Origin of the sequence: Pseudomonas umsongensis (genome assembly GCF_012647205.1) — a bacterium.
Taxonomy (GTDB): domain Bacteria; phylum Pseudomonadota; class Gammaproteobacteria; order Pseudomonadales; family Pseudomonadaceae; genus Aquipseudomonas; species Aquipseudomonas umsongensis.
This window is the reverse complement of record NZ_CP051487.1, coordinates 6599859-6622783: the sequence shown is the minus strand read 5'-3', so window position 1 is coordinate 6622783 and position 22925 is coordinate 6599859. Positions and strand designations below refer to the sequence as shown.

24 protein-coding genes and 1 other RNA gene are annotated in these 22925 nt (G+C 59.9%); 10 read left to right on the top strand and 15 right to left on the bottom strand.

Annotation, left to right across the window (positions count from 1 at the left end):
* Positions 1–43: 43 nt before the first annotated feature.
* The 5 genes from ppx to HGP31_RS30050 form a co-directional block, all read right to left on the bottom strand.
* Positions 44–1546, bottom strand: coding sequence for an exopolyphosphatase (gene ppx, locus HGP31_RS30070; protein WP_083349891.1), 1503 nt, complete (start codon positions 1544–1546; stop codon positions 44–46).
* Positions 1547–1726: 180 nt separating this feature from the next.
* Positions 1727–2464 carry an amino acid ABC transporter ATP-binding protein gene (locus HGP31_RS30065; RefSeq protein WP_020797253.1) on the bottom strand — a complete coding sequence of 246 codons (738 nt, stop codon included), beginning with the start codon at positions 2462–2464 and terminating at the stop codon, positions 1727–1729.
* Positions 2451–3101: an amino acid ABC transporter permease gene (locus HGP31_RS30060; RefSeq protein ID WP_033044598.1), complete on the bottom strand. Its 651-nt coding sequence runs from the start codon at positions 3099–3101 to the stop codon at positions 2451–2453. The genes HGP31_RS30065 and HGP31_RS30060 overlap by 14 nt, the downstream gene beginning before the upstream one ends.
* On the bottom strand, positions 3098–3766 hold the full coding sequence (locus HGP31_RS30055; RefSeq protein WP_168759105.1) for an amino acid ABC transporter permease: 669 nt from the start codon (positions 3764–3766) through the stop codon (positions 3098–3100). The genes HGP31_RS30060 and HGP31_RS30055 overlap by 4 nt, the downstream gene beginning before the upstream one ends.
* A gap of 22 nt (positions 3767–3788) precedes the next feature.
* Positions 3789–4574 (bottom strand): transporter substrate-binding domain-containing protein, encoded by a 786-nt coding sequence (locus HGP31_RS30050; protein ID WP_020797256.1) that lies wholly within the window; start codon positions 4572–4574, stop codon positions 3789–3791.
* Between the two features lie 256 nt (positions 4575–4830).
* On the opposite strand from HGP31_RS30050, the gene HGP31_RS30045 reads away from it, so the two are divergent.
* The 6 genes from HGP31_RS30045 (at position 4831) to HGP31_RS30020 (ending at position 11044) form a co-directional block, all read left to right on the top strand.
* Entirely contained in the window at positions 4831–5538 is a 708-nt protein-coding gene (locus tag HGP31_RS30045; protein ID WP_083350198.1) for a FadR/GntR family transcriptional regulator, read from the top strand.
* A 121-nt stretch (positions 5539–5659) separates the two neighbouring features.
* On the top strand, positions 5660–5989 hold the full coding sequence (gene trxA, locus HGP31_RS30040) for a thioredoxin TrxA (protein WP_003206727.1): 330 nt from the start codon (positions 5660–5662) through the stop codon (positions 5987–5989).
* Between the two features lie 248 nt (positions 5990–6237).
* On the top strand, positions 6238–7497 hold the full coding sequence (gene rho / locus HGP31_RS30035; protein WP_003206716.1) for a transcription termination factor Rho: 1260 nt from the start codon (positions 6238–6240) through the stop codon (positions 7495–7497).
* 141 nt (positions 7498–7638) lie between these two features.
* Positions 7639–9105 (top strand): 4-hydroxy-3-polyprenylbenzoate decarboxylase, encoded by a 1467-nt coding sequence (ubiD, locus tag HGP31_RS30030; protein ID WP_020797260.1) that lies wholly within the window; start codon positions 7639–7641, stop codon positions 9103–9105.
* Positions 9105–10073, top strand: a complete 969-nt coding sequence (locus HGP31_RS30025; protein ID WP_020797261.1) for a CDP-6-deoxy-delta-3,4-glucoseen reductase — start codon at positions 9105–9107, stop codon at positions 10071–10073. The genes ubiD and HGP31_RS30025 overlap by 1 nt, the downstream gene beginning before the upstream one ends.
* 302 nt (positions 10074–10375) lie before the next feature.
* Positions 10376–11044 carry a gamma-glutamylcyclotransferase gene (locus tag HGP31_RS30020; RefSeq protein WP_020797262.1) on the top strand — a complete coding sequence of 223 codons (669 nt, stop codon included), beginning with the start codon at positions 10376–10378 and terminating at the stop codon, positions 11042–11044.
* Here the strand turns inward: HGP31_RS30020 and glpT are convergent.
* Complete coding sequence (gene glpT / locus HGP31_RS30015; protein ID WP_033045731.1) at positions 11020–12369, bottom strand: glycerol-3-phosphate transporter; 1350 nt, start codon at positions 12367–12369, stop codon at positions 11020–11022. The two genes, HGP31_RS30020 and glpT, sit on opposite strands and share 25 nt — an antisense overlap.
* 330 nt (positions 12370–12699) lie before the next feature.
* On the opposite strand from glpT, the gene HGP31_RS30010 reads away from it, so the two are divergent.
* Positions 12700–13314, top strand: coding sequence for an energy transducer TonB (locus HGP31_RS30010; RefSeq protein ID WP_168759104.1), 615 nt, complete (start codon positions 12700–12702; stop codon positions 13312–13314).
* A 50-nt stretch (positions 13315–13364) separates the two neighbouring features.
* On the opposite strand, the gene HGP31_RS30005 is transcribed toward HGP31_RS30010, so the two are convergent.
* Positions 13365–14342 (bottom strand): NADPH:quinone oxidoreductase family protein, encoded by a 978-nt coding sequence (locus tag HGP31_RS30005; RefSeq protein WP_168759103.1) that lies wholly within the window; start codon positions 14340–14342, stop codon positions 13365–13367.
* Between the two features lie 150 nt (positions 14343–14492).
* On the opposite strand from HGP31_RS30005, the gene HGP31_RS30000 reads away from it, so the two are divergent.
* Positions 14493–14900, top strand: coding sequence for a flagellar basal body-associated protein FliL (locus tag HGP31_RS30000; protein ID WP_020797266.1), 408 nt, complete (start codon positions 14493–14495; stop codon positions 14898–14900).
* Positions 14901–14954: 54 nt separating this feature from the next.
* Here HGP31_RS30000 and HGP31_RS29995 read toward each other — a convergent pair whose 3' ends face one another.
* The 4 genes from HGP31_RS29995 to HGP31_RS29980 all read right to left on the bottom strand — a co-directional run bounded on the left by HGP31_RS29995 (position 14955) and on the right by HGP31_RS29980 (position 20337).
* Entirely contained in the window at positions 14955–16073 is a 1119-nt protein-coding gene (locus HGP31_RS29995) for an ABC transporter permease (RefSeq protein WP_033042145.1), read from the bottom strand.
* Complete coding sequence (rbbA, locus tag HGP31_RS29990) at positions 16073–18796, bottom strand: ribosome-associated ATPase/putative transporter RbbA (RefSeq protein WP_168759102.1); 2724 nt, start codon at positions 18794–18796, stop codon at positions 16073–16075. The genes HGP31_RS29995 and rbbA overlap by 1 nt, the downstream gene beginning before the upstream one ends.
* A complete protein-coding gene (locus tag HGP31_RS29985; protein WP_168759101.1) occupies positions 18793–19758 on the bottom strand; it encodes an HlyD family secretion protein in 966 nt (321 codons plus the stop codon). The genes rbbA and HGP31_RS29985 overlap by 4 nt, the downstream gene beginning before the upstream one ends.
* A 129-nt stretch (positions 19759–19887) precedes the next feature.
* On the bottom strand, positions 19888–20337 hold the full coding sequence (locus tag HGP31_RS29980) for an EVE domain-containing protein (protein WP_033042140.1): 450 nt from the start codon (positions 20335–20337) through the stop codon (positions 19888–19890).
* A gap of 195 nt (positions 20338–20532) precedes the next feature.
* On the opposite strand from HGP31_RS29980, the gene HGP31_RS29975 reads away from it, so the two are divergent.
* Positions 20533–20688, top strand: coding sequence for a hypothetical protein (locus HGP31_RS29975; RefSeq protein ID WP_020797268.1), 156 nt, complete (start codon positions 20533–20535; stop codon positions 20686–20688).
* Positions 20689–20721: 33 nt separating this feature from the next.
* On the opposite strand, the gene HGP31_RS29970 is transcribed toward HGP31_RS29975, so the two are convergent.
* From HGP31_RS29970 to HGP31_RS29955, 4 genes are all read right to left on the bottom strand, one after another.
* The gene (locus HGP31_RS29970; RefSeq protein WP_033042138.1) at positions 20722–21327 is read right to left on the bottom strand and encodes a 5-formyltetrahydrofolate cyclo-ligase; all 606 of its coding nucleotides are present in this window, start codon (positions 21325–21327) and stop codon (positions 20722–20724) included.
* 102 nt (positions 21328–21429) lie between these two features.
* Positions 21430–21608: non-coding RNA, 6S RNA (gene ssrS / locus HGP31_RS29965), on the bottom strand.
* Positions 21609–21638: 30 nt separating this feature from the next.
* Entirely contained in the window at positions 21639–21956 is a 318-nt protein-coding gene (locus tag HGP31_RS29960; RefSeq protein ID WP_008055229.1) for a cell division protein ZapA, read from the bottom strand.
* On the bottom strand, positions 21953–22162 hold the full coding sequence (locus HGP31_RS29955) for a TIGR02449 family protein (protein WP_007982902.1): 210 nt from the start codon (positions 22160–22162) through the stop codon (positions 21953–21955). Before HGP31_RS29955 ends, HGP31_RS29960 begins: the two co-directional genes overlap by 4 nt.
* A 197-nt stretch (positions 22163–22359) precedes the next feature.
* On the opposite strand from HGP31_RS29955, the gene HGP31_RS29950 reads away from it, so the two are divergent.
* Entirely contained in the window at positions 22360–22917 is a 558-nt protein-coding gene (locus tag HGP31_RS29950) for a YecA/YgfB family protein (protein ID WP_020797270.1), read from the top strand.
* Positions 22918–22925 lie beyond the last annotated feature (8 nt).

Genomic DNA, 22925 nt, shown 5'->3' with positions numbered 1-22925 from the left:
GGGCAAAATCAAAAGATCGCAGCCTGCGGCAGCTCCTACAGGTTCAGCGCACGGTCAGTACGGTGTCTACGCGGGTAAGCCACTGCGCTTCGATCTCGAAGTCGGCCTGGGTCAGTTGGTTGTCCTCCAACCAGTTTTCCGGGAAAACAACTTCCAGGTGGTTGCCATTGGCGTTCAGTTCCACCTGAGGCATTTGCTGGGTGCCGCGGATGTGATGGAACAGGATCGCGAAGCGTAGCAACACGCAAAGACGAATCAGCTTGATGCCGTCATCGCCGAATTCGGCGAACTTGTCCTTGGGAATGTTGCGGCGGTGGCCGCGCACCAGGAGTGCAAGCATCAGTTGGTCTTCGCGGGAGAAACCGGCCAGGTCCGAGTGCTCGATCAGGTAGGCGCCATGCTTGTGGTACTGGTAGTGGGCAATGTCCAGGCCCACCTCATGCACCTTGGCCGCCCAGCCGAGCAGTTCGCGCCAGACGCCGTCTTCCAGGTCCCAGTCCTTGGCCACCTGATCGAAGGCATGCAGGGCCTTGCGTTCGACTCGCACCGCTTGTTCCAGGTCGACGTGATAACGCTCCATCAGCGACGTCAGGGTGCGTTCACGCACGTCTTCGTGATGATGACGACCCAGCAGGTCATAGAGAACGCCTTCGCGCAACGCGCCTTCACAGTGGTCCATGCGTTGCAGTTCAAGTGAATCGAAGATGGCTTCGAGGATGGCCAGGCCGGCCGGGAAAATCGCCCGACGGTCCGGCTTGATGCCCTCGAAGTCGATTTTCTCGACATCGCCAAGCTTGATCAGCTTGCGCTTGAGCCAGGCCAACCCTTCGGCATTCACTTCACCGGTGCCGTGGCCGCCGGCTTTCAGCGCCAGGCCGATGGCGCGGATGGTGCCCGAGGAGCCGATGGCTTCATCCCAGGTCAGGCGATGCAGGGCGTGTTCAATGCTCATGATCTCCAGCCGCGCCGCGGTATACGCCTGGGCGTAGCGGGCCGGGGTGATCTTGCCGTCCTTGAAATAGCGCTGGGTGTAGCTGACGCAACCCATCTGCAGGCTTTCGCGCAACAAGGGCTCGAATCTCTGCCCGATGATGAACTCGGTGCTGCCACCGCCGATGTCGGCCACCAGGCGTTTGCCCGGGGTGTCGGCGAGGGTGTGGGACACGCCCAGATAGATCAGGCGCGCTTCTTCACGGCCGGAGATGACTTCCACCGGGTGGCCGAGGATTTCTTCGGCGCGGTGGATGAATTCGTTGCGGTTACGGGCTTCACGCAGGGCGTTGGTGCCGACGATCCGCACGGCGCCTGGGGGCATACCGTTGATCAGTTGGGCGAAACGCTTGAGGCAATCGAGCCCGCGTTGCATGGATTCTTCGCTGAGGTGGCGTTCGTCGTCGATACCGGCGGCCAACTGAACCTTCTCCCCGAGACGTTCGAGAATGCGGATTTCGCCGTTCTGGGCCTTGGCCACGACCATGTGAAAGCTGTTGGAGCCCAGGTCGATTGCGGCGATCAAGGACAGATTCTTGGCTTGGGATTGCGGCATGGTCAGGGGTCTCGGTCGATAACCTCGACATCCTGCCACGATCAAAGGCTGCCGCCAACGCGTTGTGTTCAAAGCCGATCGTTCCCACGCTCTGCGTGGGAATGCAGCCCGGGACGCTCTGCGTCCCAAAGCGGACGCGGAGCGTCCGTTGAGGCATTCCCACGCGGAGCGTGGGAATGATCAGGTGGTCGCCTCAACCGTCCCAATGAAATTCGCCAACTCCACCGTCCGCGGATTGGCAAACAACTCCTTTGGATCGCCCACCTCATGCACCAAACCTTGATGCATGAACACCAACTTATCCCCAACCTCCCGGGCAAAGCGCATTTCATGGGTGACCATGATCAGCGTCATGCCTTCCTTGGCCAGTTGCCGAACCACGCTCAGCACTTCGTTGACCAACTCTGGGTCGAGCGCCGAGGTGATTTCGTCGCACAGCAGCACCTTGGGCGACATCGCCAGCGCACGGGCAATCGCCACCCGCTGTTGCTGCCCGCCGGACAGGCGATCGGGGAAGGCATCGAACTTCTCCCCAAGCCCGACCCGTTCCAGCATCTGTCGCGCCAGTTCGGCAGCCTGTGTCTTCGGTACTTTCTGCACCACCTGCGGCGCAAGCATCACGTTCTCGCCCACCGTCAGGTGCGGGAACAGGTTGAACTGCTGGAACACCATCCCGACTTTCTGGCGCAGGCTGCGCAGGTCGGCGCGGGCGGCGTCGAGGTATTCGCCGTCGACTTCGATGACGCCATCGTTGATCGATTCCAGGCCGTTGAGGGTGCGCAGCAAGGTCGACTTGCCCGAGCCGCTGCGGCCGATGATCGCCACCACCTGGCCTTGCTCGACACTCAGGTCGATGCCTTTGAGCACATGGTGGTCGCCATAGTATTTATGCAGGGCGGAAATTCTAAGCAGAGGCATGCAGTCTCCTTTCCAGGTAGCGCGCACTGAGGGACAAGGGGTAGCAGAGCAGGAAGTAGCCGAGGGCGACCAGGCCGTAGACCATGAAGGGCTCGAAGGTGGCGTTGGCCAACATGCCGCCGGTCTTGGTCAGTTCGGTGAAACCGATGATCGAGGTCACGGCGGTGCCCTTTACCACTTGCACGGAGAAGCCCACGGTCGGCGCCACGGCGATGCGCAACGCTTGTGGCAGGATCACGTAGCGCAATTGCTCCAGGGGATTGAGCGCCAGGCTCGACGAGGCTTCCCATTGGCCGTTGGGGATCGACTCGACGCAACCCCGCCAGATTTCCGCCAGGTAGGCGCTGGTGAACAACGTCAAGGCGATTGCCGCCGCGGCCCAAGGCGAAATCTCCACCCCGGCCAGCGCTACACCGAAGAACACCAGGAACAGCTGCATCAACAGCGGCGTGCCCTGGAACAATTCGATGTAGGTACGGGCAACGCTGCGCGGCAAGGCTTTTTTCGAGAGGCGCATGACCATGATCAACAAGCCGATCAGCCCGCCGCCAACGAACGCCACCAGCGACAACGCCAGTGTCCATTGCAGGCCCGTGAGCAGGTTGCGCACGATGTCCCAGAAGGTGAAATCGCTCATCGGCCGCTCCTCACAATGAACCGGTAGCCGATCCAGTTCAGCAACTGGCGGATCAGCAAGGCCATGCACAGATAGAGCAGCGTGGTCAGTGCATAGGTTTCAAAGGCGCGGAAGTTGCGTGACTGGATGAAGTTGGCAGCGAAGCTCAGCTCTTCAGTGGCGATCTGCGAACAGACCGCCGAACCGAGCATGACGATGATGATCTGGCTGCTCAGGGCCGGCCAGACCTTGCCCAGCGCCGGCAGCAGCACCACATGGCGGAAGGCTTCGAAGCGCGTCATCGCCAGGGCCGCCGCGGCCTCCAGCTGACCTCGCGGGACCGCCTGGACGCCGGCCCGGATGATCTCGGTGGAATAGGCGCCCAGATTGATCACCATCGCCAGCACGGCGGCCTGCCACTCGGAAATCTGCACACCCAGGGAGGGCAGGCCGAAGAAGATGAAAAACAACTGCACCAGAAACGGCGTATTGCGGATCAACTCGACATAGACCGCAAAAAAACCGGCGAAGGGTCGGATGTTCCACGCCCGCACCAGTGCCCCGACGATGCCCAGGCCCACCCCCAGCACTGCGCCGATGGCCGTCAGCTCAAGAGTGAACAGCGCACCGCGCAGCAACAGGTCGGTGTTGTGCACCACCGGCAAGAAATCGAACTGATAAGCCATCGCGTGTCTCCTGCGCGCCGGATCAGAGATCGGCCGGCAGCGGTTCTTTCAACCAGGCCAGGGCATTTTTCTCCAGCGCGCCGTCGCTCTTGGCGGTCACAAGAATCTGGTTGACCTTGTCCAGCAGCGCCGGCTCGTTCTTGTTCACGCCCACGTAGACGGGCGAGTCCTTGAGCTTCACTTTCAGCGCTGGCACGCGTTTCGGGCTCTTCTCGCTGATGGCGACCATTACCACGTTGCCGCTGGCGATCAGGTCCACTTGCCCCGCCAGATACGCGGCGATGGTCGAGTTGTTGTCTTCGAAGCGCTTGATGGTCACGCCTTCGGGGGCGACCTTGGTCAGCTCGATGTCTTCGATGGCGCCACGGGTGACGCTGACGGTTTTGCCCTTGAGGTCGTCGAGGCTCTTGATGTCGGCATCTGGAGGACCGAACACGGCGAGGTAGAAGGGCGCATAGGCGCGGGAGAAATCGATGACTTTTTCGCGTTCCGGGTTTTTGCCGAGGCTGGAGATCACCAGGTCGACCTTGCCGGTGGTCAGGAACGGAATGCGATTGGTGCTGTTGACCGGGGTCAGTTCGAGTTTGACCTTGAGCTGGTCGGCCAGCAGTTTGGCGGTGTCGATGTCCAGGCCGCGCGGCTTCATGTCCGGGCCAACCGAGCCGAAGGGCGGGAAGTCCTGCGGTACGGCGACCTTGAGAACGCCGCGCTGCACGACATCCTCCAGGGCGTCGGCGTGGGCGGGGGCCTGGCTCAGCACGAGGCTGGCGAACAAGGCTGCGAGGAGGGCGCTGTAACGCTGGGTCATGGCAAGTCTCCGGATCTTTGCGAAGGGATTTCTGCGGATCGACAGAGCATGGGCCATGCCAACATGGCGTTGGTGGGCCGCCAGGCCGCGGATTTGCTGGCGTCACACGGTCTTACTGGTCTGAACAGTCAGGTGGCGTTTCGCACCCCGATGGCGCAGCGGCGAAAGTCACCGAACCCCCATGGGGCACGACTTGCCGGGCGCTTCGAATAGCTTTACAACTGAGCGCTCATTGGCCTGGTTCGACTGGAAAACCATGAATTCGATCTCTCGCGCCGTACCTGAACTGGCGCTGCAAGCCATCCGCAAACTGATCACCGAACAGGGTTTCGGGCCCGGGGATGCCTTGCCCTCGCAGCGGGACCTGGCGGTGCAACTGGGGGTCAGTCGGGCGTCGTTGCGTGAGGCGCTGTCATCGCTCAGCGCACTGGGTGTCATCAGTATCCAGCCGGGCAAAGGCGTGTTCGTGCAGTCGCCGGTGGAGCTTGAGCGAAGCGAGGCCGCACCCGGTTGGCCCTTCGCGGCGCAGGCTTCGCCCCTGGATATCTTCCAGTTGCGTTACGCGCTGGAGGGATTCGCGGCGGGGCTGGCGGCCGTGACCTTGAGTACCGATGAGCTCGATGCGCTGGAAGATAACGTCGCCGCCATGCGCAACGACCTCAAGTGCGGCGACTTCGAAGCGGCAGCCCGCCTGGACTTCGAATTCCATCGGCGCATTTTGCTGGCCAGCGGCAATCAGGCGATGCTGAGCATCCTGACGGCCAGTGCCGAGATTTTCCTGGAGAGTCAGAAGCTACCGTTCATCCGGGCCGAGCGGGCCATGGAAACCTGGCATGAGCACCGCAAAATCCTTCGCGCGCTGGCGCGCCGGGCCTCGGGGGCCGCGCAAAAGGCCATGCACGAACACGTGCGCAATGCGGCGCTGCGTACCGGGATCGCTTTCGTCGCTCCCGCATTGGCGTGACCTGGGCTATACCCAAACTCATGGAACACCATAGCGAGACTCAATCATCTGCACCTTCCTGAACGAGGGAAGGGCGGCTATGATGGGCCACGTTTTTTTGCTTACAACCCTGGAGAATTCCATGAGCAGCGATCTTATCAAACACGTTAGCGACGCTAGCTTCGAGGCCGACGTACTCAAGGCTGAAGGCGCTGTACTGGTCGACTACTGGGCTGAATGGTGCGGCCCTTGCAAAATGATCGCTCCTGTCCTGGACGAAATTGCCGAGACCTACAAAGGCAAGCTGACCGTTGCCAAGCTGAACATCGACGAAAACCAGGAAACCCCCGCCAAGCATGGCGTGCGCGGTATCCCGACGCTGATGCTGTTCAAGAACGGCAACGTTGAAGCGACCAAGGTTGGCGCACTGTCGAAGTCGCAGCTGGCGGCTTTCCTCGACGCCAACATCTAAGCGTCGTAGTAGCGTGTCAGATAAAGGCCCCGCAGATAGCGGGGCTTTTTTCGTTGTAGAGGGCTAGACGCTCCGAAACTCAGGTGTTACATTCGGCCCCGCGCTGGTTTCTCCAGTGCCCCCTGCTAGCCGTCGCCGACGCTCTCCTTTTCGAATAAGTACGCGATCCTGTCGCCTTCTCCGCGGCGCGGCCTCATTAAGCCAAAAGCTTAATTTCCCCCCTCCATAAATGATTACGTCATTCCTATATGAATCTGACTGAACTCAAGCAAAAGCCGATTACCGAACTGCTCGAATTGGCCGAACAGATGGGCATAGAAAATATGGCCCGTTCGCGCAAGCAGGACGTGATTTTCTCCCTGCTGAAAAAGCACGCGAAAAGCGGCGAGGAAATCTCCGGTGATGGCGTGCTGGAGATTCTCCAGGACGGCTTCGGCTTCCTTCGCTCTGCTGACGCCTCCTATCTCGCCGGCCCAGACGATATCTACGTCTCGCCGAGCCAGATCCGTCGCTTCAACTTGCGTACCGGTGACACCATCGTTGGCAAGATCCGACCTCCTAAGGAAGGCGAGCGTTATTTCGCACTGCTCAAGGTCGACACGATCAACTTCGACCGTCCGGAAAACGCGAAAAACAAGATTCTCTTCGAGAACCTGACCCCGCTGTTCCCGACCGTGCGCATGAAGATGGAAGCCGGTAACGGTTCCACCGAAGACTTGACCGGTCGAGTCATCGACCTGTGCGCCCCGATCGGTAAAGGCCAGCGCGGTCTGATCGTTGCACCGCCCAAAGCCGGTAAGACGATCATGCTGCAGAACATCGCGGCGAACATCGCGCGTAACAATCCTGAAGTTCATCTGATCGTCTTGCTGATCGACGAACGTCCGGAAGAAGTAACCGAAATGCAGCGTACCGTGCGCGGCGAAGTGGTTGCCTCGACGTTCGACGAGCCGCCAACCCGCCACGTGCAGGTTGCCGAAATGGTGATCGAGAAGGCCAAGCGCCTGGTCGAACACAAGAAGGACGTGGTGATCCTGCTCGACTCCATCACCCGTCTGGCCCGTGCCTACAACACCGTGATCCCGAGCTCCGGCAAGGTATTGACCGGTGGTGTCGATGCCCACGCCCTGGAGAAACCGAAGCGTTTCTTCGGCGCTGCGCGGAACATCGAGGAAGGCGGCTCGCTGACCATTATCGCCACCGCGCTGGTTGAAACCGGCTCGAAGATGGACGAAGTGATCTACGAGGAATTCAAAGGCACCGGCAACATGGAACTGCCTCTGGATCGCCGTATCGCTGAAAAGCGTGTGTTCCCGGCGATCAACATCAACCGTTCCGGTACTCGTCGCGAAGAGTTGCTGACTGCCGACGACGAGCTGCAGCGCATGTGGATTCTACGCAAGCTGCTGCACCCTATGGACGAAGTGGCTGCCATCGAGTTCCTGGTCGACAAGCTGAAAACGACCAAGACCAACGATGAGTTCTTCCTGTCGATGAAGCGCAAGTAAGTTGATAGACCAGCAAAAGCCGGGGAAACCCGGCTTTTTGCTATCTGATTTTTGATCAACCCGTAGTTCGTGGTTCTGAAGCATGAGGTTCGGCGCTAAACTGCCTGCCCCCGAACGCCACGGCCAACACGAGGCTCACGCATGCAGTATCGCGACTTGCGCGACTTTATCAGCGGCCTGGAACAGCGCGGCGAACTCAAGCGCATCCAGGTTCCGGTGTCCCCAGTGCTCGAAATGACCGAGGTCTGCGACCGCACCTTGCGCGCCAAGGGCCCGGCCCTGCTTTTCGAAAAACCCACCGGTTTTGACATTCCCGTGCTCGGCAACCTGTTCGGTACCCCCGAGCGCGTGGCGTTGGGCATGGGCGCCGAAGCGGTCAGCGAGCTTCGCGAAATCGGCAAGTTGCTGGCGTTCCTCAAGGAGCCCGAGCCGCCCAAGGGGTTGAAAGACGCCTGGTCCAAGCTGCCGATCTTCCGCAAGATCATCTCGATGGCACCCAAGGTGGTCAAGGATGCGATCTGCCAGGAAGTGGTCATCGAAGGCGACGACGTCGACCTGTCGACGTTGCCCGTGCAGACCTGCTGGCCAGGCGACGTCGCGCCGCTGATCACCTGGGGCCTGACGGTCACCAAAGGTCCGAACAAGGACCGGCAGAACCTCGGCATCTACCGTCAGCAAGTGATCGGCCGCAACAAGGTCATCATGCGCTGGCTGAGTCACCGTGGCGGCGCGCTGGATTACCGTGAATGGTGCGAAAAACATCCCGGCCAACCGTTCCCGGTCGCCGTGGCGCTGGGTGCTGACCCGGCGACCATTCTTGGCGCCGTGACCCCGGTGCCGGACAGCCTTTCCGAGTACGCCTTCGCCGGCCTGTTGCGCGGTAACCGTACCGAGCTGGTGAAATGCCGTGGCAACGACCTGCAAGTGCCGGCTACCGCCGAGATCATCCTTGAAGGCGTGATCCATCCAGGCGAGATGGCCGATGAGGGGCCGTACGGCGACCACACCGGTTACTACAATGAAGTCGACAGCTTCCCTGTGTTCACGGTCGAGCGCATCACCCACCGGATCAAGCCGATCTACCACAGTACCTACACCGGGCGTCCACCGGATGAGCCGGCGATCCTGGGGGTGGCGCTGAACGAAGTGTTCGTGCCGATCCTGCAGAAGCAGTTCCCGGAGATCACCGACTTCTACCTGCCGCCCGAAGGCTGTTCGTACCGCATGGCCGTCGTGACCATGAAGAAGTCGTACCCGGGGCATGCCAAGCGGGTAATGCTCGGTGTCTGGTCGTTTTTGCGACAGTTCATGTACACCAAGTTCGTTATCGTCACTGACGACGATATCAACGCCCGCGACTGGAACGACGTGATCTGGGCCATTACTACGCGCATGGACCCCAAGCGTGACACGGTGATGATCGAGAACACGCCCATCGACTACCTGGACTTCGCCTCGCCGGTGTCCGGCCTGGGCTCGAAGATGGGGCTCGATGCCACGCATAAATGGCCGGGTGAAACCACGCGCGAGTGGGGCCGTGTAATCGTCAAGGACGACGCCGTGACCCAGCGGATCGATGCCATCTGGAATCAGTTAGGAATAGATTGATGCGTGTAACCTTGCAGCCCTCCGGAGCAGTACTGGATATCTTGCCCGGCGAGCGGATTCTCGATGGCGCACGTCGCCTGGGCTATGAATGCCCGCAAAGCTGTCGCAACGGTAACTGCCATGTGTGCGCGGCACTGCTGGTGGAAGGGCGCGTGGAGCAGGCGGGCGATGTGCGTGACCATGGCGAGTTCTACACTTGCATAGCAGAGCCGCTGGAAGACTGCATCGTGCTGTGGGATGGCGTGCTCGCGCTGGGAGAATTGCCGGTGCGCAGTCTGTCGTGTCAGGTCACCAGTTGCACCGAGGTCGGTGGTGATACCTGGCGGGTGCGGCTGCGGGCCCCCGCCGGCAAGCCGCCGCGATATCACGCGGGCCAGTATCTGATGATCCATCGCGACAACGGCGAGAAGTCGTCCTTCTCCCTGGCCTCGGCACCCTCCGGTGGCCGTGACCTGGAAATCCACGTGCTGGCGCGTGAAGCCAGCGCGCTCAACCTGATCGAGCAACTTCAGCGCAACAGCATGGTGCGTGTCGACATGCCGTTCGGTGATGCCCACCTGGCCGAGTTGCCGGACGGTCCGTTGGTGTTGATCGCCGCGGGCACCGGCATGGGCCAGGTCCATGGCCTGATCGAGCATTGCCGCGCCGAGGGCTTCAAGCATCCGGTGCACCTGTATTGGGGGGTGCGTCGTCCTGAAGACTTTTATGAAGTCGAACATTGGGATGAATGGCTGAAGCTGCCCAACCTGTTCCTGCATAAAGTCGTCAGCGATCAATGCGGTTGGCAGGGACGCTGCGGCATGTTGCATGAGGCAGTATGCGAAGACTTTCCTGATCTCAAAGCCCTGCACGTGTACGCCAGTGGTTCGCCGGCAATGGTCTACGGCACGTTGGATGCGCTGGTCGAGGCGGGGATGGACGCCCACCAGATGCGCGCCGATGTGTTTGCGTACGCGCCTCGATCTTGATCCACGATCTTGATCCAGCCCTTGTAGGAGCTGCCGCAGGCTGCGATCTTTTGACCTTGCCTTGAAGATCAAAAGATCGCAGCCTGCGGCAGCTCCTACAGTTCCTCCCGTTATAACTCTCTATATAGCCGATCGGTATTTATAAAATCATATAAATTTCGGTAGGTTATATATCGTTCAAGTAATTAATTAAGAGTTGCGCCAATGCGCTTCAATTACTTGAATACATATGTGCCTTATTGCTACAGCGGTGCGTTCTATTTAGTAACTGTCTACTCGCGGGGAGCTGAACGCTATTCGCCATGAGCGCCATTGAATCTTCGTTTCTGAATCTGTCCTATCCTCCGCAGCTGGATCTGGGGCCGCAACTCACGCACGAACAATTGCTCAGCTCGATGCAGTCGACCATGGCGCGCCACAAAGGCGGGCCGGTGTGGTTGTTCGCGTATGGGTCGCTGATCTGGCGCCCTGAATGCACGGCGGTCGAGCGCGTTCGTGGGCGAGTGCATGGCTATCATCGCGGTTTGTACCTGTGGTCCCACGAGCATCGTGGCACGCCGGAAATGCCTGGGCTGGTCTTTGGTCTGGATCGCGGCGGCTCCTGCAGCGGTTTCGCCTATCGCTTGCCTGATGAACAGCTGGACGCGTCGTTGTATGCGCTATGGAAACGTGAGATGCCATTTCCGTCCTATCGCCCGCACTGGCTCAACTGCCGACTGGAAGACGGCAACCAGGTTCAGGCATTGGGATTTGTCCTGGAGCGGCATCTGCCCAGTTATGCCGGCAACCTGCCGGATCATGTCCTGAGCCACGTGTTCGAGAACGCTTGCGGGCGCTACGGCACTACTCGCGATTATGTCGAGCAGACCGCCCACGCCCTGCGTAGCCACGCCATGCCAGACCGCAATCTGGAGGCGCGGCTCAAGCGCTGCAAGTCAAAGGATGATCAAGCCAGTGCTTCGCGGCTCTGACTGGCGACTTGCTTGTGCCATAGGGTTGGCGCCAGGAAGGCCATCGCCAGCAGGCAGGCGCTGATCAGCAAGATGAAACCGCCGTCCCAGCCGAAATGGTCCACGGTGTAGCCCATCGCTGCACTGGCCGCGACCGAACCTCCCAGGTAGCCGAACAGCCCCGTGAAGCCCGCAGCCGTACCGGCGGCTTTCTTCGGTGCCAGTTCCAGTGCCTGCAGGCCGATCAGCATCACCGGGCCGTAGATCAGGAAGCCGATGGAGACCAGCGCAATCATGTCGACAGTCGGGTTACCGGCCGGGTTGAGCCAATACACCAGTGTCGCCACGGTCACCAATGCCATGAACACCATGCCTGTCAGGCCACGGTTGCCACGGAAGATCTTGTCTGACATCCAACCGCACAGCAACGTGCCCGGAATACCGGCCCACTCATAGAAGAAATACGCCCAGGACGTCTTGTCCACAGTGAAGCCCTTGGCCTCCTTGAGGTAGGTCGGTGCCCAGTCCAGCACGCCGTAGCGCAGCAGGTAGACAAAGACGTTGGCCAGGGCGATGTACCAGAGCATCTTGTTGCGCAGCACGTACTTGACGAAGATTTCCTTGGCGCTGAATTCCTCTTCGTGGCTCGCGTCGTAGCCTTCCGGATAGTCGTTCTTGTACTTCTCGATTGGCGGCAGGCCGACCGATTGCGGGGTGTCGCGCATGGTGATGAAGGCAAACACCGCCACGGCCATGGCCACTGCCGCCGGTACATAAAACGCAGCGTGCCAGTCGTTGAACAGGCCCATGCCGATCAGGAACAGTGGGCCGATCAAGCCGCCACCCACGTTATGTGCCACGTTCCACAGCGACACCACGCCACCGCGTTCCTTCTGCGACCACCAGTGGACCATGGTCCGCCCACTTGGCGGCCAGCCCATGCCCTGCGCCCAGCCGTTGATGAACAGCAGGATGAACATGATGGTCACGCTGGACGTCGCCCAATGTGCGAAACCGAACGTGAACATCACCGCTGCAGAGACCAACAGGCCGAACGGCAGGAAGTAGCGCGGATTGGAACGGTCGGAAACGATGCCCATCAGAAACTTGGACAAACCATAGGCAATGGCAATCGCCGACAGCGCCACGCCCAATTCTCCACGGGTATAGCCCTCTTCGATCAGATAAGGCATGGCCAGGGAGAAGTTCTTGCGCAGCAGGTAGTAACCGGCGTAACCGATAAAGATACCGGCGAAGATCTGCCAGCGCAGGCGTCGGTAGGTGCTGTCTATTTTTTCTTCAGGCAGCGGAGCCTGATGTGCGGCAGGACGAAAGAAAGCAAACATTCAAGAGCTCCAAATTTCTTGTTTTGACTGCGGATGCGAATGTTACAGTTTCGTTACCGAAAATAGCATCGGTTCTCATCGACAAAACAGCGGAAATGTTGGAAATCGAGCGTTCTTTTATGAACATGTCGCTCAGACGTAAATGAAGGGCGGTGTAGGAAGCGTTACCGTTTCGACGTAGATGTGCCTGATCTGAACGCAATAGGGCAGCTTTTTGGGAAAGGTCCTGCGCTTTTACCGGAAGCCATGACCTTCAGCCCAAAGCCTTCGATCTTTACCCTTTGTCTGGCAGCCAGGTTTGGCGATGCAGGGTAAGAAGGGGGATGCGTTATGCGGTGGGTTATGTGTTTGGTGCTGTTGGTTTTGTCTGTTGAAAGTAGGGGAGGTGACGTGTTCCTGATACCGGAGCACAACCCCAAGCCGATTTATCCGCCAGCGCTGCAACGGGCCGGAATCATCGGTGATGTCAGGGTCAGGTTTACGGTCCATGCCGATGGCTCGGTCAGCAAGGTAAGTATTTTGCAAAGCGATCATCATGATTTGGCCGAGGCGTGCAGGGTGGCGATAGGGCAGTGGCGGTTCAAGCCATGGACGGTTGAGGATGGGAAGCCTGCGGAACAGGAAGTGATTGCGCCGATGGTCTTTGGATTCAATTCAGCGTTACCCCTTCATCTCAATGAATGGCTTAAGAAACTGAAATGTCGCGATCTAAATGCAGTCACGGCCAACACGCCGGAACACGCCTGGGCTGATACCACTGCGTTCCACTACACCCGTGCATATTTATCGAATGCCTTTTCTGCGACGACATTACCCAATGAGCGGCGCCTGGCGCTGATAGCCAGGATGAACAGGAAAGTACCGATCATTGTCAGGGAGTGCCTTAACAACCCGGTGTCCAGGTATGTGAGGTTTTTGCCGGAGGATATTCGCAAGTTGCTTTAGTTTGGGGCGGCCTGGACACCATTGACGGGAGTCCAGACCGTGTGGCGGGCTCAGCGAACCTGCACAACCACCTTGCCAACGGCCTTGCGCTGGCCCAGGTCATTGATGGCCTGCGCGGCATTGCTTAGCGGGTACACCTGCGACACCAGCGGCTTCAACTTGCCTTCGGCAAACCAGCCAAACAATTGCTGGAAGTTGGCGGCGTTATCCTGCGGCTGACGCTGGGCGAACGAGCCCCAGAACACGCCGAGTACAGCCGCGCCCTTTAGCAGCGCGAGGTTTACTGGCAGTTCGGGAATGCGTCCGCTGGCAAAGCCAACCACCAGCAGGCGGCCGTTCCAGGCGATGGCGCGGATGGCCTGGTCGAACAGGTCGCCGCCCACCGGGTCGTAGATCACGTCGGCACCCTGGCCATCGGTCAGGCGCTTGATTTCGTCCTTGAGGCTGGTTTCGCTGTAGTTGATCAGCTCGTCGGCACCTGCAGCCTTGGCCACGGCAAGTTTTTCCGCGCTGCTGGCCGCGGCGATCACCCGGGCGCCCATGGCCTTTCCGATTTCCACAGCCGCCAGGCCGACACCGCCGGAGGCGCCCAGTACCAGCAGGGTTTCGCCGGGATGCAGGTTGGCGCGCTGCTTGAGGGCGTGCATCGAAGTGCCATAGGTCATGCTGAAGGCGGCGGCGGTGTTGAAGTCCATGGAAGGCGGAATCGGCAACACGTTGTAACCCGGCACCGCGACCTGTTCGGCGAAGCTGCCCCAGCCGGTAAGGGCCATGACCCGGTCACCGACTTTCAGGTGGCTGACTTTTTCGCCCACGGCGCTGACTACGCCGGCGGCTTCACCGCCGGGGGAAAAAGGGAAGGGCGGCTTGAATTGGTACTTGCCCTCGATGATCAGCGTGTCGGGAAAGTTCACCCCGGCGGCGTGCACCTCCAGCAGGATTTCGTTCTTCTTCGCGACAGGACTGGCGACGTCTTCCAGCACCAGCGATTCGGCAGGGCCGAAGGCTTTGCACAGCACGGCTTTCATCAGGGCTATTCCTTTGGGAGTGTTGGCCGATAAGTGTAGGTGTGTGAGTCGACGGGTCAACGAGCATGCCCGGCCCTGATAACCAGCCATAAGCTTGTGCTGGCGTAGCGGCTGGTTATGCTAGGCCGCAAACCGGATAAGGAGCGAATTGTGAAAGCGTGGATCATGTTGTTGCTGGGCCTTTCCTTGCCTATGGCAGCGGTGGCCGAAGAGGCCAAGGAAGAGGTGGCGCCGAAGGTCAATTACGTCACCTTGAGCCCGCCGTTCGTGGGCAACTACGGGCTCGATGGCACGCCGAAGCTCAAGGTCTACAAGGCTGATGTGGCATTGCGTGTGACGGGTGACGAGGCCGCCAAAGCGGTGAAGGCCAACGAACCGTTGATTCGTAATCAACTGGTGGCGCTGTTTGCCCAGCAGTCCACCGAGACGATGAACAATGTCGAGGCTAAGGAAAAGCTGCGTCAGGAAGCCCTTAAGCAAACCCAGCAGATCATGAATGATGAAACCGGCAAGCCGGTGGTTGAGGACCTGTTGTTCAACAACCTGATCATTCAATAAGCTTTTTGCTGTGCGGACGGGCACTCGTTGCGAGAGTGCCTCTCTACTCGTTCCTCAGGACGCCAGGCTCTTGCGAAACCGCATCAGTGCAATGGTAAAAAACAGCAGGCCGATGGCACTTAATGCGAGCAAGTCTGGCCAGACGACACCGATGCCGGCGTCGCGAAACAGTATCGCGGCGCTGAGGCTGACGAAGTGCGTCGATGGCGAGCCCTGCATCACCCATTGCAGCCATTGCGGCATGCTGTCCAGGGGCGTACTGCCCCCGGAAAGCAGCAACATCGGGATAATCACCGGAATCGCCAACAAGCCGAACTGCGGTGTCGAGCGGGCGAGGGTCGCGAGGAAGATTCCAAGCGCCGTGCTGGCGAACAGATAAACCGCCGTTACCAGCAGGAAAAAGCTCATGGAACCGGCCAGCGGCACGCCAAGGGCGCCTTTGACAATCACCTCCAGCGAAACCCAGGTGCATAGCACCACCACCAGCATATTGCTCCAGACTTTCGCCAGCATGATTTCCAGTGCCGTCAGTGGCAGTACCAGCAGATGGTCGAGGGTGCCATGCTCGCGTTCACGCAGCAGCGCTGTGCCCGTCAGGATGATGGCCAGAATCGTGATGTTGTTGACGATCTGAATCACCGCCAGGAACCAACCACCCTCCAGATTGGTATTGAACAGCGCTCGTGTTGTCAGCAGCACGGGTGTCTGGCTGGCCGCGTCGCCCTGACCACTGTAGCTCAGCAGCTCGCGCTGGAAAATCCGCCCGATATAGCCTGCGCCCATGAACGCCTGGCTCATGGCGGTGGCGTCAACGTTGACCTGCACCGCTGGCTGGTGGCCGCCCAGCAGATCGGCCTGAAAATTGGCTGGAACATTGATCACGAAGGTGTACCGCCCGCTGTCCAGCACTTCGTCCAGTTGACCATAAGGCAGCGGCACCGGCGGTTGGAATTCCGGCGGCCGCAGAACCTGAGCCAGTTGGCGCGACATGGGGCTGTGATCTTCATCGACCATGGCCACGCTGGCGTTGTGCACACCGATCACTGAGCCCGCGGCCGGCATGTAGATCGCCACTGTAAAGGCGTAGAACAGGAACAGCAGCAACACACTGTCATGTCGCAGGCTGGTGAGCTCCTTGAGGCCAAGACGCAGGATGTGCCCAAGCTTGTGCATCAGACCTCCTGCTTTTTCAGCATGGCCAGGCTGAGCCCGGTGAACCCGAGAAAGAACCCGAACAGTGCCAGGCATTGTGGCCACAACTGCCGGATATCCAGGGCCTTGGTAAAGGTGCCGACAGCGATATCGAGAAAATAGCCTGCCGGAAACAGCATCCCCATGACCGCGGCCGCACCATCGAGCGACGATCGCGGCACGATCAAACCGGAGAACTGGATGGTCGGCAGACTGGTGATGATCATAGTGCCGAGAATCGCGGCGATCTGGGTTCGGGTGAACGCCGAAATCAACAGGCCCATGCTGGTGGTCGCCAGCACGTAGAGCAATCCGCCGAAGGCCAGGGTCAATGCGCTGCCCTTGAAAGGGACGCCGAACAGCCAGCGGTTCATGGCTGCCAGCACGGCGAGATTGATCAGACTGACGGCCAGATACGGCACCTGTTTACCTAGCAGGAACTCCAGGCGGGTCAGCGGTGTGGCGTAGAAGTTGGTGATCGAGCCCAGTTCCTTCTCCCGCACAATGCCCAGAGCAGTCAGCATGGCCGGGATGAACGCCAGGATCAGCGCCATTACTCCAGGGCCGATGGCGTTGACGCTGACGACATCCTGGTTGTAGCGGAAACGGGTTTCCAGTTTGGCTGGTGCTTGCCGGGGTGGTGCGGGACTGGACTGATCCGCCAGTTGCTCCAGGTTGGCCTGGTGTACCGCTTCCACATAGTTGCGGCTGGTTTCAGCGCGAAACGGCATCCCGCCGTCGAGCCACGCCGCTACCGCAGGTTGGCGACCGGCGAACAGATCCCGACCGAATCCGGGGGGAATCTCCAGCGCCAGTTTGATTTCCGAGCGCTGCAGTCGTCGATGCAACTGCGTTGGATCGCTTATCGGGGGTTGCTCGTCGAAGTAACGGGAGCCGCGGAAGGCCTCCAGATAAGCCCGGCTTTGTGGGGTCTGGTCCTGGTCGTAGACCGCGAAGGCGAGTTTCTCCACGTCCAGGGAAATGCCATAGCCGAAAATCACCATCATGAGCATCGCCCCGAGCAGTGCGAAGGCCAGGCGCACTCTATCGCGCAGCAGTTCCTTGCTTTCACGACTCGCCAGCGCCCTCAGCCGCCCAAAGCTGAAGCGACGATCGTTCATCGATGTGGTGGGTGCGAGCGTTGTGTCGATGGGTGTTGATGGCGCCGTTGTTGCGACCGGGCCCTGGGCCTGTTCCAGGCAGGTGACGAACGCGGCCTCGAGCGTCTGGCCGTTGAACTGCTGTTGCAGTGCTGCCGGGGTGTCGCAGGCCAATACCTTGCCTGCGTGCATCAATGAGATGCGGTCGCAGCGCTGGGCTTCGTTCATGAAGTGGGTGGACAGGAATATCGTCACCTCCTGTTCACGGGACAATTCGGTCAGCAGTCGCCAGAAATCGTCCCGCGCCGCCGGATCAACGCCGGAGGTGGGTTCGTCGAGGATCAGTACTTCCGGGCGATGCAGTACCGCCACCGCCAGGGATAATCGTTGGCGCAGACCCAGCGGCAATGCACCGGACGACTGATGGGCGACGCTGGCCAGGCTGAAGCGCTGGATCAGTTCGTCGATGCGCTGAGTGCTGTCGGCCTGGGGCAAATCGAACAGTCGCGCATGCAGGTCCAGATTCTGTCGCACGCTGAGCTCGCCATAGAGCGAGAAGCTCTGAGACATGAAGCCGACGCGCTTGCGGGTGGCCAGGTCCTTGGCGTTTACTGGGTTGCCCAGCAACGTGGCACTGCCTTCACTGGCCGGGATCAGCCCGGTGAGCACTTTCATGGTGGTGGTTTTTCCGCAACCGTTGGATCCCAGAAACCCGAAGATCTCGCCGCGACCGATGGCGAAGCTGACTTTGTCCACAGCGGTGAAATCGCCGAAGCGTAGGGTCAGGTCATGGGCTTCGATGGCGATGTCAGCCTTGGCGTTGGTCCGGGGAGGGATCACTAGCGGCCGGTTGTCGTGGCCGGTGTCGCCCTGAAAGTGGGTGAAGGCTACATCGAGTTTGCCGCTGGGGGTTACCGCCCGCAGGTCGCGGCTCAAACCGCCGGCGATCAGCTTGCCGTCATCGAGCATCAGGCAGTGTTCGAACTGCTCGGCCTCTTCCATGTACGCGGTGGCGACCAGCAGCGTCAGTTGCGGGCGTTGGCGCCGAACGTCATCAATCAACTCCCAGAAATGCCGTCGGGACAAAGGATCGACGCCAGTGGTCGGCTCATCGAGGATCAACAAATCCGGCTCATGGATCAGCGCACAACAGAGGCCGAGCTTCTGTTTCATTCCGCCCGACAGCTTGCCGGCCGGGCGCTCGGCAAATCGCAGCAGATCGGTGGCCAGCAGCAGGCTGTGCATGCGCTGATCGCTTTCGGCCCCGGACAGCCCGAACAGTGTGGCGAAAAAGTGAATGTTCTCGCGGATCGACAGATCAGGGTACAGGTTGCCGCCCAGGCCTTGAGGCATGAACGCTATGCGCGAGTAGAGGCTGTTGCGGTGGCGCCGGTCCTGGATCGAGCCACCGAGCACTTCCAGTTGGCCCTCCTGTAGCGTCTTCACGCCGGCAATCAATCCCAGCAGGCTGGATTTGCCGGCGCCATCCGGGCCAATCAACCCACACCGGGTACCGGTGGGCAGACTGAGCGTGATGTCGGTCAGTGCACGCCGCTCGCCATAGCGGTGCTGAAGGCGAGTGGCATGCAGTGCCAGGCCGGTCATTGAAGATTGGCCGGCCAGTCAATGGGAGCGGTGCGCACGTAGCCGTTGCCGGGCATCCCCGGTTTGGCCTGGGGCACGGCGCTGGGGCGGGTCAGGCGTAGCTTGACCCGAAACACCAGCTTCTGACGTTCGTCGCGGGTCTCGACTTCTTTGGGTGTGAACTGCGATTTGGCCGCCACGAAGCTGATTTTTGCCGGCAACGGCTGGTCGGGCAGGGCGTCCAGCAGGATCCGCGCTTCATCGCCGACCGCCAGGCGTCCGGCGACGGATGCTGCAAGATAGAGGTTCATATATTGGTCGTGCGGGTCAATCAGCAGCAATACTCGCCCACCCGCGCCGAGCACTTCTCCAGGTTCGGCCATGCGAAGCTGAATGATCCCGTCGATAGGAGCCCGCAAGCTACTGTCGTCGATTTCGCTGTTTAACTGAGCCACTTGCGCTTGTGCAGCGCCAATGGCGGCGCTGACGGCGGACACCTGCGCGCGGGCCGCGGTAACAGCCGCGTTGGCGGTATCGAAGCGTGACTGCTGTTGGTCGATGATCTGGCCGCTGGCGAAACCGCGATTGAACAACGCCTGAGAGCGTTTGAGTTCTTGCTGGGCGAGCAGTTGCTCGCTCTGGCGCAGTTTCACATTGGCCTGGGCCGCGGAAAGATTCTCCTGAGCGCGTATCACTTCGGCTTCAGCCTGGTTGCGCTGGGCTTCGAGGGTCCGGGTGTCCATGCGGGCCAACATTTGACCCTGGGTTACCTTGTCGCCTTCGTCCACCAGCACTTCAGCCAATCGACCGGGTGTTTTACTGGCGATCTGGACTTCAGTGGCTTCAAGTCGACCATTGCCGACATGCAACCCTTCGGGCAGCCGGTTAACGGTCGACCGCCAATAACCAATCACTCCGGCGGCCAGCAGCACAGCCCCCAGTAAAAATACGAAGAAAAGCGAAGAACGGCTGTGCGTCGACATGTCGGCATCCTGCGTCTATAGCGTCCCAGTCTGGCAGGAACGCGCTTGAGCACCTTGATGATAGTCAACTGAGGGTCAAGCCTGACTGGTTGGCAAGGTCAGCCAGAGTGACAGGCGGCCGTGCATTGATCAGCGCAGACCAAGCACCGCCGCCCATTGCTCGGCGGTCACGGGCATCACCGACAGTCGCGAGCCTTTCTGTACCAGTGGCATTTCGGCCAGCGCCGATTGCTGTTTCAGGAAATCCAGCTTCAACACTTTGGAAAACGTTTCGCCGTGAGCGACATCGATAGCGCTCCAGGCGTTTTTCTCGGCAGTGGCCTTCGGATCGTAGTAATGACTCTCGGGCTCCAGTGCGGTTGGGTCCGGATAGGCGGCTTTGACGATCTTTCCAATCCCGGCAATCCCCGGCTCAGGGCAGCTCGAATGGTAGAAAAAGAACTCGTCCCCCACCGCCATTGCGCGCAAAAAATTACGCGCCTGATAGTTGCGAACCCCGTCCCAGCGCGCTCTGCCAAGCTGCTCCAGGCCTTTGATCGAGAGTTCGTCGGGCTCGGATTTCATCAGCCAATAGGCCATGGTTTGGCTCCTTGCGAAGTGGGTGGAAAGGTCGTCGGGCAATTTTATGACAAACCGACGGTCGGTTGACGCCAGCATTTGCGTGCGGGTTCACGTTGTCGCAAAATGCCGGCCTTTCAAGCTTGACGCTGCTGCACGGCCTACAAATGGAAACCGCTGCTGACATCGTGTTGATATGCCTTTGGGGGGCAATCGATGAAACGCAAACCGGATTTACTTTGGATTTTGGTTATTTTGTTCGGCCTTGGCGTCGTAACCACTGGCTATGCCCAAAGCCTGTGGAACAACAAGACCGATGCACCCATCGAGGTCTCGGCGCTGCAGCAACAGTCGACAGCCTTCAAGCGCTGATCCTTGCTTTTTGACGCCTGAGCGCGGTGGCGTCTAGCCTGCGTAATACCAGGCCTTGTCCGTCACCGTTCCTTGCAACGGCACATCCCAGCTCGCTTGAGCCAGTCGCTCGACCTTCTGGCATTCATGGGCCAGCCCTAGCAATGTCGGTTTACGCCAGTCATTGCGGCGCGCCAGGTAGGCGAGGCTTCGATCATAGAAGCCGCCGCCCATGCCCAGGCGTCCGCCAACATCGTCAAACCCCACCAATGGCAGCAGCACCAGGTCCAGCGCCCAGACTTTGCGTTGTCGTGCGAGGTTGTGCCTGGGTTCGAGGATACGGAAGCGATTGGGCTTGAGCTTTTCGCCTGGGCGGATGCGCTGGAACACCATTTTGGTTCGCGGCCAGGCACTGAGCACCGGCAGATAGGTGGCCTTGCCCCGACGTTGAGCCGCACGCAACAACAGGCGCGGATCGATTTCACCGTCGGTGGGCAGGTAAAGAGAGATGTGTTTGGCGCGGCGGAACAGCGGTTGCTGGGCCAATTGCTTGTACAGCCCGCGAGCCGCCTGGCGCTGCTGACTGGTTGTCAGTGCGCGGCGGGCCTTGCGCAGCATGCGTCGAAGTTGCGGTCGAGGGAGCAGCGCAGGTTCGGTCATGGATTTTGGCTTCGGCAATACGGTTACCTAAAGCGCCTCTGTAAAAAAGCAGAGCAGTAAAAACGCCGATGCCGGTATTAAAACCGGCATCGGACTGGAATCAGGCTCCCCGGATGTGCCGCTGTCGACTTAGCCCTTGAACCCGAAAGTTCAAGGTGGAAGACGCAGTAGGCTTTAAGGCTTTCCGTCTAGCGGACATGCACACCAGCCCAACGTGCGACTTCCAGGGTATAGCAAATCGGCTCAGGGACATCGCCAACTGGCAAGCACCCCAGGGAGTGATCAGAGTATACCGCAAGCGGTGACGCGAATCAGCCCTTGGTGACATCCGGATCAGTGGCGAGCACCAGATCGACGCGATCGAGCAGGTCGCGCACCTGTTCGCGGGTTGAACCGCTGGCCTGGATATCCGGTCGTTCTTCCTTGTGCAGCAAATCGTGCGTGATGTTCAGCGCGGCCATCACGGCGATGCGATCGGCGCCGATGACTTTGCCGCTGCTGCGGATTTCGCGCATCTTGCCGTCCAGGTAGCGAGCGGCGCTCACCAGGTTGCTGCGCTCTTCCTGGGGGCAGATGATCGAATATTCTTTGTCGAGGATCTGCACAGTGACGCTATTGCTTGAACTCATGAGTCTTGCTCCAGGGCCTTGAGGCGCGAAATCATCGATTCGACCTTACGCCGGGCGATTTCGTTTTTTTCAATGAGGTGCGCGCGTTCCTCGCGCCAGGTCTTTTCCTGAGCTAGTAAGAGTCCGTTTTGGCTCTTAAGTTGCTCGACTCGGGTAATCAACAGTTCGAGTCTGGCCATCAGCGCTTGCAGGTCGGTGTCTTCCATTGTGTCCACTGTTCGTCTGATGGGTGGTAACTGTAGGAGCGAGCATGCTCGCGATGAACCTGAGAACGCCGCGGGGTGTCAGGACCCCAGGGATATCGTTGACGACCATCGCGAGCGTGCTCGCTCCTACAGGGGTAGTCGATGTAGGATACAAGGCCTTCATTCTAGACATAGCGCCGTCTGGCGCCTAGCTGCCCATGACCATTCAGAATTCCCCGTACCAAGGCTTCGCCACCCTGCTGACCTCCAGCGGTCATAACGTCTCGCCTGCCGAACTGCACGGCCTGCTGCTCGGCCGCAGTTGCGCCGGCGCCGGTTTCGACGCCGAAGGCTGGCTGATCGACGCCGCCGAACTGCTCGAAAGCGAGCCGCAGGACAACGTTCGCAGCGCCCTGATCGGCCTGCAAGAGATGGTCAAGGGTGAGCTCACCGGCGACGACGTAACCGTGGTCCTGTTGCTGCCGACCGACGACGCTCCGCTGACCGAACGCGCCGTGGCTCTGGGCCAGTGGTGCCAAGGCTTCCTCAGTGGTTTCGGCTTGAATTGCCGCGACAGTAGCATGCTCAGCACTGAGGCAACTGAAGTGTTGCAGGATCTTGCAGCCATTTCCCAGGTGCAAGACGCGCTGGAAGAGTCCGAAGACGGCGAAACCGACTATATGGAAGTCATGGAGTACCTGCGCGTCGCGCCGCTGCTGCTGTTCTCGGAAACCAAGAAAGACGCAGCGGCTGCGGCCAAGCCGTCGCTGCACTGATCAATGCC